Below are 12,396 nucleotides of genomic sequence, written 5' to 3' on the forward strand. Positions count from 1 at the left end.
AATCCTTTCCGAACAAGCCTTTTTGTTGTTTACTTTTATAGCATAATTATTGAACGGATGTTGCTGGAGGAGCGCTTTCTGTCGCTTGATTAGGTGCAATCTCAGCTTTGCTCTCTGGCGTCGCGGCTTCTTTAGTAATCTTCTCAGATCCTGCCTGCTTTGGTTGCTGTGCAGCCATCAATTCAGCTACGATGCGATCGGTAGGCTGTGTGATTAACGCATACATGATAGCAGCGTGTTCCTGACGAATGAGAGGTTTGCGTGAGAGGTAATCTGCAGCATTGTCCTCGAGCATTTTGACCTCAGGGCCGTAGATACCCAGCTTCACCATCATTTGCACTGCAGGCACGGCCCAAGCATCTGTGTGGCCTGCAAGTTTAACGTCCTTAAACAGTTCGGTTGGATACTGTAGCTGAAATACTCTCCATATCATAACTGCGGCTTCTTGCCGAACAATGGCTTGATCGGGTTTAAACTGTTTCTCGTCTGCACCTGTGATCATACCCATTTCATAAGCAAGCTGGATATAGCCAGCTGCAGCATGGCCAGCCCAGTCTGTGTCAGTAGGCGGTGATGTTTTGCTAGGCTTGAGTCCACTTAATTTAAGAATATCCTCGGTAAACTCCGCACGAGTTACAGTTGTTTTAGGCTTGAAAGACTGGTTAACTTCATTTTCGAAATATCCAAGCGATTGCAAGCTATGGATTGCTTGAGCATAAGGATTGCTCTTCTTAACATCCAGGAAGCCCGCCGCTTTTTGCCCTTTTTTGGCATATCCGAATGGGTTGAGATACGGCTCTCTCATGTAGGTTGTTCCATCTTCATAGGTTTTGAAGGCTGTGAACTGTCCAGTTAATTCATCCGTGAACAGATTGTCTTCCACTTGAATCAGCTTACGTTCACCCAGATACGGATCATTAATGCTTAATTGACTTGACGTTTCACCGCCAGTTTGCAGTTTGCTGATAAGTGCACTGATCCGAAGGTCGGCATAAAAACCGTTGAGACGTTTCAACTCTTCCGCAGATTGTGGCGTGTATTCCTTAAATTGTACCGGTTTAGCGTACTGCGGGAAGAAGTTCTGAATAAAAGCTTGGTAGAGCAGATTACGAAGAGCTCCATTCTGATTATAGGTAAGGAAGACGCCTGTGTTCTGCTCAGGAATAAAAAATAGATAAGAGCTGTAACCTGACAGGTCGCCTGCTTTGGTGATTACTTTGGAACTGCTTCCCGCCCCGGGGAGTTGAAACGGCGCTTCGAATCCGTACGTGGTATCCGGCAGCAACGGGTGAATGGAAGAGCGATACTGCTCCATACTTTTCACGGTTGCTGGCTTCAAAATCTGCTGGTTATCTTTCTTGCCGTCATTCAGAAAGGCAATCATAAACTTACCGATGTCATCTGCGGTAGACAGCATGCCGCCTTGAGGCAATGGATTTGGATCAATGAAGTACATTTCAACCGGCTTGTGAGCTGCATCATAACCAGTGGCCAGCTGTTTCTGGAATTTTTCATCTAGCATAAAACTGCTGTTGTTCATGCCTAGTGGTTTGAAGATGTGCTCTTGCATGTACGTTTCAAATGGCTCGCCGCTGACATTTTCGACGATCAACCCGAGTAGCAAAAACGAGAAGTTATCGTACATGTAGGCGCTACCAGGCTTTCGTACAACAGGAGGCATGTGCTTCTCCGCGTACTCCTCCATCGTTATGTACTTGCCTTGGTCTGTGTGGATGTCTTCCGGTTGTGGATCACGGATTTCAAACCCGGTGGTGTGTGTCAACAGATGTTCTACGGTTACTTCCGCATCGAATGGATTCTCGAAGTGCAGACCCTTCACATAGGTCTGAAAATCAGCCTTCAGGTCAACCTTGCCTTGCTCCACAAGCTGCATGACCGCAGCGGCTGTGAAGGTTTTGGAGACTGAGGCGACACGAAAAGCGGTGTTTTTCGGATCGACAGGTGTTTTTTTGTCCAGATCGGCATGACCGTATCCTTTTTCAGCAATAACTTGACCATCCTTCACAACAACGACAGATGCACCGACGTAATGTGGTTTAGTTTCAGGTGATGCGAAGAAGTCATCCAAAAAAGAGGTGGCATTCTCCGCATTCAAAGTTACAGGCTGTTTCGAACCGTCAGAGTCAGGGGCTGTTGCCCCTGTCTGAGCCTGAACTTGGGGAGCCCACAGGCTGAGAGAAAGAACAAGTGCCATACAAGCGCTGGTCAGGGCGCTCCATTTGGACCGGGTATTTCGATTGAATAAATACACATCATCACTCCTTTAGTCATTTTTACCAAAGTAGGCAGTTCACTGTGTATTACTGCTTCTGGGCTCGATAAGTTTCACGAAAATAAACACCAAGGTTTATCATCCATATGACAGCCAGCATAACAATGGGGAAGGCAGCGAAGCTATACAAGATGGAATATAATACCGAAGCGGCCATTCCAATGCCAAGCAAGAGGTTCATCGTCTGAAAGGAGCGATAGGCGGCGCGATACACAATCCATTTCTCGCCTTCGTCCAGCTTGTCGAAGTGATCTTTTTTCATGTTGTGAGAATTCAAGTCCAATGCGCGATCAGGGAAGTAGCGATTGTAACGTTTGATCGTGAGCGTTTGAAGCACAACCACGATAATGATCGATATGCATGCCGCAACAAGATTCCCAAGGATGAAAAGGCTTGGTGAAGAGGAGGAGTGACTGTTAGCTTCATAAAAAGATAAAGCTAATGCAACCCAAGCAAACGCTGTAATTACAGCAAAGCTGCTAAGCATCATGGCTCTTCCCAGCGAGCGCTCCGCAGGCGTAATCAGAGCAGGGAGATCGTCTGCGTAATCATCTGGTTCTTCAGGGGGAACGTGTGGTGTACGAGATAGGCTAATGCTGTTCCAGATCACCGTTACGAGTAACATTAAGGCGACAAGTGCGAAGAGCAAGTCATAGTCGTAATAGACGGACGGAGTCCAGTTCAGATCGGAAGGTAGTTTCTTAAACAAAGTTGCGGTTAAAAATCCGAAAGTGGCACCGCCAGCTGCGTAGAGCGGAAGACGCATTTTTCTTTTTTTAGATGAGGTATTAGCGGTTGAATTCATCTATATTTCCACCTTTCAATTCAAATATTTTTTCAACAGATTCACCGAAAACATGGGCTATTTTCAACGCCAGAACGACCGAGGGAGAATAATCTCCGCGTTCAATCAGAGCAATGGTTTGCCTTGATGCGCCAATGAGCTTCGCCAGTTCTGCCTGAGACAATCGATCTCTCGCTCGTAACTCCCGAACGTGATTGTGTAATTCTTCCACGTACTCACCTCCATGAATAAAATGTATATGATAATCGACTAAATGTAAAGTATAATATACAAAATGAATATTATTATTTACTTTTTAGGATGATGAATGAATTCGAATAAACGTGAAAAAAGAGCCTCGAAAAGCTCTTTTTTCAAGACGGATATGTTTCTCTGCCTGATGTGCACAACGTTTCATGCCATGCTTGTCAAACTAGTCCGCATATATCGAACAAGTCCCTCATAACATGTACTAATCAAGTAGGGGTTCTGCTGTACGCACAATCCTGAAGTGAAAACATGTGCTAAAGGGGATGATGTCATGCGCCGAATATCATGGATGCTTGCCATGGTATTGGTCTTATCGGCCTTACTTGCCGCCTGCGGGAAGAAGGATGCGGCAGCTGTGGTCAAAGATCTGAACGAAGTTGTTGGAGAAATGGAAAGTTACCAGGGAGCAGGCGTCATGACGCTACATACCGGAGAGACGCCGCAGCAGTACAAGGTCGAGGTATGGCATCAGAAGCCTTCGTATTACCGCATTGCGTTAACCAATGCCAAGAAGGATGTTACGCAAATCGTTCTTCGTAACGATGAAGGTGTGTTTGTACTAACGCCGAGTCAGAATAAAAGCTTCCGCTTCCAAAGTGACTGGCCAGATAACCAGGGTCAGGTTTACTTGTATGAAACGTTGATCCGAAGCATTACAGGGGATACGACTCGTCAGTTTGCAGATGAAAAGGAAAGCTATGTATTTGATGTTGCTGCCAACTACAATACACATGCTCTTGTAAGACAGAAAATCTGGCTGAACAAGAGTGATTACGCACCGAAACAAGTGGAGGTATCCGACTCCAATGCCAATGTGGTGGTGGACGTGAAGTTTGACAGCTTCAAATTCGGAGCCGAATTTGGAAAAGATGCCTTTGACATGCAGCGGAACATGACGGCTGCAACGGAAGAGGGGAATAAGACAGGCACTGATGCTGGAGTGGCTCCAGCCGAGAAAACGGATGATGCAGGAGCCCAGCAACCCGCTAATCCTCAGGCTACGCCAGGCTCCAAGGGAACCGAAGGAGCTGTTGATGGGCAGACAGGTGTAAGTGAGGGTACGAATCAACAAGGAACAGAAGGTTCAGAGGGGGCATCAAGTGGGCAGGGTACCGAAGAACCTACTGTGGCTGAACCGCAGGAAGCAGACAGCTTTGGTGTCATTCAACCGACATATGCGCCGGAAGGTGTTAAGCTGAAGGATGATCAGATTCTGGAAGAATCCGGGGATTATTCCGTTCTGCTCCGGTATGAGGGAACCTATAATTACACGATATTTGAAGCAAGACCTCAGGATCGTGCCGTATCCCTTGCCCCTTCCCGTCTGGTTGATCTTGGATTTACAGCGGGTATGATTAGCGGAGATGCTTTACAGACGCTGACCTGGACTTCTGATGGCGTGGAATACCGAATTACAAGCGCGGACCTGCCTGAGAATGAAATGGTACGTATAGCGACCTCCATGCAGGAAGAGTCAGGTAAATAAAACGAGAACGCATAGCCGTTCTATCCCAAGGAATGCTATAGAGCATCGGAGATTTCATTTCTCCGGTGCTTTATTTATTTTCACAGTGCCCAAGAACATGCCGAGTTCACTCTAAAAATACGAAATACGCTTCTATGCGGAGAGAACCGGGTAATAAGCTGATGTAAGCAAGTTATATCCAGCTGTATATTGAGACCCAAGCGGACTGGAATAACTGTGCTTATTGGCCGTCTTTTGCACTTGATTGTGGTTCTCTGCAGGCTCCTACAGCATATGATGTGAGAAGTGAAATTTCTGTACATTTGACAGTGACATGCTGGAGCATTACGATGGAGTCTGACGTGAGCCGGATTAAGAAGATTAGAGAAGGTGACTTAACGTGCAAGGACAATATAGGCCGACCCAGGCGGAGATTAATCTGGACCATCTGCGAGGCAACGTAACCGCTTTTCGTGAGGTATTGCCTCAGGGTACGAGATTTCTCGCTTGTGTAAAGGCCAACGCTTACGGGCATGGAGCAGTAGAGACAGCCAGAGAATTGGAACGAGTGGGCGTGGATTATTTAAGTGTAGCGTTTCTTGACGAAGCTCTCGAACTGCGTCTGCACGGTATTACAAGCCCGATTCTGGTATTGGGGTATACGCCGCCTGAAGGAGTCGCTGTAGCGTGGCAACATGATGTGACGATTACTTTGTTTAGCAGAGACGTGCTTGAGGCGATCAAACAGGTGAAACCAGGCACATTCGCAAATCAGTTGAAAGTTCACATCAAGATCGACAGTGGCATGGGCAGATTGGGTCTGCTACCTGGCAATGAGGCTATTGACTTTATACAAGAGGTTTCCTCACTTGATCAGGTAATGCTGGAAGGCATGTTTACTCACTATGCCAAAGCAGATGAAGAAGACAAGACCTATACACTGGATCAGTATCGACGGTTTCAGAGCGTTACAGAGACGCTTCGGAATCAGGGATGTGTCATCCCGATTATACATACGGCCAACAGTGCCGCTGCCATTGATACACCTGAATTATCCTATGATATGGTACGTGTGGGCATAAGTCTGTATGGACTTTATCCTTCGGTAGAGGTGAATCACCAGGTAGTGAAGCTGCTCCCGGTAATGACACTGAAGACAAAAGCGGTTCTGGTCAAAACACTGCCGTCCCATTGGGGAGTCAGTTATGGAACCCGTTATTTTACACAGGAAAATGAACGAATAGCGACCTTGCCTATCGGCTATGCAGACGGATTTTCAAGAATGCTGACAGGCAAAGCACAGGTGCTTGTGCGTGGCCGCCGCGTTCCTGTCGTCGGTACGATCTGCATGGATCAGTGCATGGTGTCGCTACAATCTTTCGCGGAAGAAGCGGAAGCAATTCAAGCCGGCGAAGAGGTTGTTCTCATCGGCCACCAGTCCGGCGGTGTAATTACCGCTAGTGAGGTGGCAGACCAGCTCGGTACGATTCACTATGAAGTGATCTGCATGATGGCTCATCGCATTCCCCGGGTCTATACCCGGGGAGGAGAGGTAGTCGCTAGAATCAATCCCCTTTTGACAACGTAATTCGCAAATTGGACACGATTACCAGCAACATTTTTTTCAGAACAGAAGGAATACTGTCGCAGCATCTCGAAATATGTACGATGTCAGGAATTTAATCCTGAAATGCGATGTTTAGTCTGTACGAATAATGATTCCCGTGTTTATAATGGAGTACAGCATACTTGATATACGCGGGGCATATATATTCCTTTGTATAAAAGTTCTGGAAAAGCGTAATACTGGTTCACAATGGCGAAAGGTTTGTGGGGGTGGAAGAAAGGTGGCCAACTTGCAGAACACCAAGCGGATTATGATCAGTTTACCTGATTATCTTTTGCAGGAAGTGGATGGCATCGTAGCGCTGGAGAATTCCAACCGCAGCGAATTGATTAGGCAAGCAATGAAGCTGTACTTGACGGAGCGGAAGAAACGTTACATCCGTGAATCAATGCAGCGAGGGTACATGGAGATGGCGAAGATTAACCTGACCATGGCATCCGAAGCCTTTCACGCGGAGGAAGATGCGGACAGCACTCTGGACCGCTTAGTTAGCGGGGTGTAGACAGTGATCGTAAAACGTGGTGACGTTTTTTTTGCGGATCTTTCTCCCGTTGTCGGTTCTGAGCAAGGTGGAGTCAGGCCGGTTCTGGTTATCCAGAACGATATCGGCAACCGGTTCAGTCCAACCTGTATCGTGGCGGCCATTACCGCCCAGATTCAGAAGGCAAAGCTGCCGACGCATGTCGAAATTGATGCAGCGGCGCATGGCTTTGACCGGGACTCGGTGATTTTGCTCGAACAGATTCGGACGATTGATAAGCAAAGGCTGACTGACAAGATTACGCATTTGGACGAGGAGACCATGAAACTGGTTAACGAAGCCTTGCAGATCAGCCTGGGCTTAATCGATTTTTAAGGGTGAAGCTTAGTACTTGATGTGCTTGCGCATCTGTCTGTTGACAACGGATGTTCCTGTGAGGGAACACACAATTTCAGAATGTTACCTTAAGAGCGTACGATACCTTTATGGGTGTTGTGCGCTCTTTTGGTTAAGTCTTGGTGAAAGCGTAGAACATTGATGATCTTTTCGTTATAATGGAACCTGAGAAACCGTTTACCCGAAAGACCTATATAGATAGATGGAGGAGACATATGAGCATTTACATCAATCAGGAGAAACTTCAGTTTCATTTACAGACCCGCGAGGCGAGCTACGTATTTCAGGTATTGCCTTCGGGATATTTGGTGCATTTGTATTATGGCAAAAAACTGCGTGATACCGACCTGAGCTGGCTTCATGTCCGGACGGAAAGAGCATCCTTTAGTCCGAATCCGGTGCCGGAGGATCGTACGATTTCGTTTGACACCCTGCCAGTGGAACTGCCGGTCTATGGAACGAGCGATTTCCGCAACCCGGCGATCCAGCTGGAACTGGAGAATGGTTCAACGGTATCCGAGTTTACGTATACAGGCCATCGTTTGGTCAAGGGAAAAGAGGCGTTAACGGGACTTCCGGCAACGTATGTAGAATCCGAAGATGAAGCGGATACGCTCATTATTGAAATGCAAGATCAGGTGTCAGGCGTAAAAATTGAGTTAACGTATACCGCGTTTACTGCCTTTAATGCCATTACACGCTCGATGCGTATCGTGAATGAGAGCGCTAACGTGGTGAATGTGCTGCGAGCACTCAGCTCTTCTGTAGACCTGTCACATGCAGATTACGAATTGCTGCAGCTCTCGGGTGCCTGGACTCGTGAACGTGACATCGTTCGTCGTCCACTCGCTTCAGGATTGCAGGGGATCGAGAGCCGCCGTGGCTCCAGCAGTCACCAGCAAAACCCGTTCATTGCCCTGATGACACCGGGAACGGATGAAGACCAAGGCGAAGTGTATGGATTCAGTTTGGTATATAGCGGTAGCTTTACTGCACAGGCAGAAGTGGATCAGTTCTATACCACTCGTGTATCTGTTGGTATCAATCCCTTTGAGTTCAGCTGGAAGCTTGAACCGCAGGAGTCGTTCCAGACACCTGAGACCGTCATGGTTTACTCGGCTACGGGTCTTGATGGCATGTCCCAATCCTACCATGAGCTATACCGGGAACGTCTGGCACGTGGACAATTCCGCAATGCTGAGCGTCCTGTGCTGGTGAACAACTGGGAAGCAACGTATTTCGGCTTTAATGCCGATAAGATTGAGCAGATCGCACGTGCGGGGCAGAAGCTGGGCATTGAGTTGTTTGTGCTTGATGACGGCTGGTTTGGTCACCGGGACAGCGATAATTCATCCTTGGGCGACTGGATTGTGGACAAGAACAAGTTGCCGCAAGGACTGGATGACTTGGCTAACCGTGTCACAGGTCTGGACATGCAGTTCGGGCTGTGGTTCGAGCCAGAGATGATCTCCCCGGACAGTGAACTCTATCGTAAGCATCCGGACTGGTGTCTGCATGTACCGGATCGCCGTCGTACCGAAGGAAGACAACAGCTTGTGCTGGACTTCTCCCGTCAGGATGTGCGTGACGAGATCGTCCGGATGTTGTCCGATGTTCTGGGCTCAGCACCGATCAGTTATGTGAAGTGGGACATGAACCGGAACATGACAGAGGTTGGCTCTGCATTGCTCCCGGCGGACAGACAGCGTGAAACGGCGCACCGTTATATGCTCGGACTGTACGAAGTGATGGAGCGTATCGTTACCTCCTTCCCGCATATTTTGTTCGAAAGCTGCTCTGGTGGCGGCGGACGTTTTGACCCGGGAATGCTGTATTACATGCCTCAGGCATGGACCAGCGATAACACGGATGCGATTTCCCGTTTGCGGATTCAATACGGTACAAGCCTTGTATATCCTGTAAGTTCCATGGGTTCACATATTTCGGCTGTGCCGAACCATCAGGTGAATCGTATCACTTCTCTGGAGATTCGCGGTCATGTTGCGATGTCGGGCAACTTCGGATACGAGCTGGATCTGACGAAGTTTACAGACGAAGAGAATGCGATTGTTACAGCACAGGTCGAACTATACAAGGAAATTCGCAGTACGGTACAATACGGTACGTTCCGTCGTCTGCTCAGTCCGTTTGAAGGCAATGAAACGGCATGGATGTTCATTGCACCGGATGGCGGTGAAGTGATTGTATTCTACTTCCGTGTACTCTCTGAACCGAATGCCCCGCTTCAACGCCTGAAGCTGAAAGGGCTTGATCCAAACGCGGATTACCGCCTGAAAGGCAGCTCAGAGACGTTTACGGGCGATGCTTTGATGTATGGCGGTATTGCTGTGGGTAGTGAGTCTGGAGACTATCTGAGCGAAATGTTCCGGTTTGAGCGGGTCTAAATAAGTTGAACTAGAGATTTTACACAGTCCACTCCGATGACAGAAGAACCTTCCATTCGCTGTTTCTGTTAACGTGTAAAAGAAACTCTCAACTTATTTAGGCGAATTGGAGTAAATTATGTTTGAAGAAGACCCGAGGATGTCATGATGACATTCTCGGTCTTTTTTTCGTTCAACAGGGAAGGATGTTTAGGAGGCAATAAAAGCAAGTAACAGACGTGCCATAGGAATGGTAGAAATATCAACGTGATTTTGTGATAATATAGAGAAGAGTGTTATTTAGAGCTTGAAAAAGCTTGAGATCAACTTCGGATGATCGACTATACTGTTATTATGCAGCACAGCTGCCCTGAAATGAGTATTATGAACGATTCAGGAAGGAAAGAGGGATTTATTTGTCTGAACAGGAAACGGTTCTGGAACCCAATGAAGAAACATTAAAGGCCGAACGCCAAGAACGAATCATCAAACAGGTAGCCAAGGAACTGTCACTGTCCTTGAAGCAGATTCGCACCACATCGGAGCTTCTGGACGAAGGCAATACGATTCCATTTATCGCCCGCTACCGTAAAGAAATGACTGGAGAACTGGATGAGAACCAGCTGCGGCAGATTGAAGAACGCCTGGTGTATTTGCGCAATCTGGAAGACCGTAAACTGGAAGTTATCCGTATTATAGAGGAACAGGGCAAGCTGACCAAAGAGCTTGAGAAATCCATTACGCAAGCTGTCAAGCTGCAGGAAGTAGAGGATCTGTACCGTCCTTACCGTCAGAAACGGAAAACGCGTGCCAGTGTAGCCAAGGAAAAAGGTCTGGAGCCGCTCGCCGTATGGATATGGGAACAGCCGAAACAGGGAGATGCACATCAGGAGGCTGCGCGTTATATTAATGCGGAACTCGGGGTAGAGGATGCAGAGTCGGCTCTTCAAGGAGCAAAGGATATTCTCGCTGAGAATATTGCCGATGATGCAGCTATTCGCGCCTGGATTCGCAGATATACGCTGGATCACGGCATGCTGACTTCAGAAGCCAAGGATACGGAGCAAGAGTCCGTATACGAGAACTACTATAGTTACCGCGAATTAGCCAAAAAGATGCCGCCGCACCGTATTCTTGCGATTAACCGCGGGGAGCGTGAAGGCATTCTCAAGGTTGGACTGGACGTGCAAGCTGAACCGGCTCACCGTCATATGGAAGGGCAGATTATCCGGGGTGCTTCTGTGGTGCAGGAGATTTTGCGTTCCGTCGTTGAAGATGCGTATAAACGTCTGATCGCACCGTCCATTGAACGTGAAGTGCGTGCCGAGTTGACGGAAAAAGGGGAAAATCAGGCGATTTCGGTATTCTCCGCGAATCTCCGTAACCTGCTGTTACAGCCACCAATTCATGGCAAACGTGTACTGGGTGTCGATCCGGCATACCGGACAGGCTGTAAACTGGCAGTTGTCGATGATACAGGGAAATTGCTCGAAGTAGCTGTAACTTACCCGACACCTCCGCATAACAAGAAGCGTGAAGCGGCTGAAGTGTTCCACCGGATGATCAAGCAGTACGATATTGGATTGATCGTTATTGGTAACGGGACAGGTTCGCGTGAGACAGAGCAGTTCGTAGCCGAAATTATTCAGGAGAATGGCGATGACAGCCTGGTTTACCTGATTGTGAACGAGGCTGGTGCAAGTGTGTACTCTGCATCCAAGCTTGCCCAAGAGGAATTCCCGGATCTGGATGTTGCCGAGCGTAGCGCGGCTTCTATTGCCCGTCGGGTACAAGACCCGCTGGCCGAACTCGTTAAAATTGATCCAAAAGCGATTGGTGTCGGTCAATACCAGCATGATGTATCCCAGAAGGTTCTGGAAGAGAGCTTGAAGGCTGTCGTAGAGTCTGCAGTTAACCATGTTGGCGTAGATGTTAATACGGCTTCACCTTCCTTGTTGTCTTATGTTGCCGGTGTTAATGCAACTATTGCCAAAAACATTGTCAAATATCGTGAAGAGAACGGCCGTTTCACAAGTCGTCGCCAGTTGCAGAAAGTGCCCCGTTTGGGCGCAAAAACATACGAACAATGCGTGGGCTTCATGCGTATATCTGAAGGAGAGAATCCACTGGATCGCACGCCAATTCACCCTGAATCGTATAAGGTGGTTGATCAGCTCTTCAAAGAGCTTCAGGTCGAGCTGGACAAACTCGGAAGCAAAGAACTGTCTGTGCTTTTGTCCGAACAGGAGACAGAACAGTTGGCCGTTAAACTGAATGTCGGTGTGCCTACACTCCGTGACATTCTGGACAGTTTACAGCGCCCGGGTCGTGACCCCCGTGAAGAGATGCCGTTGCCGATTTTCCGCACCGATGTACTCAAGATTGAAGATCTGGTGGAAGGGATGGAATTGCAAGGTACCGTTCGAAACGTCATTGACTTTGGTGCCTTCGTTGACATCGGCATCAAAAGTGATGGGCTTGTCCATATCTCTCAACTGAGTAACGGGTACGTTAAACATCCGATGGATGTTGTTTCCGTTGGAGACAACGTGACGGTTTGGGTGATGAATGTGGATACGAAAAAAGGTCGTGTTGGCCTGACAATGAAAAAACCTGCATCTGCCAATTAAAGATTAATTATCGCGTTTTGGCATCATGATGTGATGTCAGATTAAACGTCTGTAGAGTATATACGT

Annotated in this window: 9 protein-coding genes; 6 read left to right on the plus strand and 3 right to left on the minus strand. The window is 47.9% G+C overall.

From position 1 onward, the window contains the following. Positions 1-46: 46 nt before the first annotated feature. The 3 genes from Q9R46_RS02185 to Q9R46_RS02195 are packed head-to-tail and all read right to left on the minus strand — an operon-like array spanning position 47 to position 3,309. Entirely contained in the window at positions 47-2,272 is a 2,226-nt protein-coding gene (locus Q9R46_RS02185; RefSeq protein WP_311278791.1) for a serine hydrolase domain-containing protein, read from the minus strand. 49 nt (positions 2,273-2,321) lie between these two features. Then, complete coding sequence (locus tag Q9R46_RS02190; RefSeq protein WP_311278792.1) at positions 2,322-3,098, minus strand: DUF3169 family protein; 777 nt, start codon at positions 3,096-3,098, stop codon at positions 2,322-2,324. Continuing rightward, positions 3,082-3,309, minus strand: coding sequence for a helix-turn-helix transcriptional regulator (locus Q9R46_RS02195; RefSeq protein ID WP_311278793.1), 228 nt, complete (start codon positions 3,307-3,309; stop codon positions 3,082-3,084). The genes Q9R46_RS02190 and Q9R46_RS02195 overlap by 17 nt, the downstream gene beginning before the upstream one ends. A gap of 309 nt (positions 3,310-3,618) precedes the next feature. Here Q9R46_RS02195 and Q9R46_RS02200 point away from each other — a divergent pair, with 309 nt between their 5' ends. The 6 genes from Q9R46_RS02200 (at position 3,619) to Q9R46_RS02225 (ending at position 12,330) form a co-directional block, all read left to right on the plus strand. Further along, positions 3,619-4,833: a DUF4367 domain-containing protein gene (locus Q9R46_RS02200; RefSeq protein ID WP_311278794.1), complete on the plus strand. Its 1,215-nt coding sequence runs from the start codon at positions 3,619-3,621 to the stop codon at positions 4,831-4,833. A gap of 379 nt (positions 4,834-5,212) precedes the next feature. Continuing rightward, a complete protein-coding gene (gene alr / locus Q9R46_RS02205) occupies positions 5,213-6,400 on the plus strand; it encodes an alanine racemase (RefSeq protein WP_311278795.1) in 1,188 nt (395 codons plus the stop codon). Between the two features lie 259 nt (positions 6,401-6,659). Continuing rightward, positions 6,660-6,941 (plus strand): CopG family ribbon-helix-helix protein, encoded by a 282-nt coding sequence (locus Q9R46_RS02210; RefSeq protein ID WP_024630715.1) that lies wholly within the window; start codon positions 6,660-6,662, stop codon positions 6,939-6,941. Positions 6,942-6,944: 3 nt separating this feature from the next. Then, positions 6,945-7,295: a type II toxin-antitoxin system PemK/MazF family toxin gene (locus Q9R46_RS02215; protein ID WP_024630714.1), complete on the plus strand. Its 351-nt coding sequence runs from the start codon at positions 6,945-6,947 to the stop codon at positions 7,293-7,295. 236 nt (positions 7,296-7,531) lie between these two features. Beyond that, positions 7,532-9,721 (plus strand): alpha-galactosidase, encoded by a 2,190-nt coding sequence (locus Q9R46_RS02220; protein ID WP_311278796.1) that lies wholly within the window; start codon positions 7,532-7,534, stop codon positions 9,719-9,721. A gap of 395 nt (positions 9,722-10,116) precedes the next feature. Next, complete coding sequence (locus Q9R46_RS02225; protein WP_145333409.1) at positions 10,117-12,330, plus strand: Tex family protein; 2,214 nt, start codon at positions 10,117-10,119, stop codon at positions 12,328-12,330. Positions 12,331-12,396 lie beyond the last annotated feature (66 nt).

Origin of the sequence: Paenibacillus sp. RRE4 (genome assembly GCF_031844205.1) — a bacterium.
Lineage (GTDB): Bacteria > Bacillota > Bacilli > Paenibacillales > Paenibacillaceae > Paenibacillus > Paenibacillus xylanexedens_B.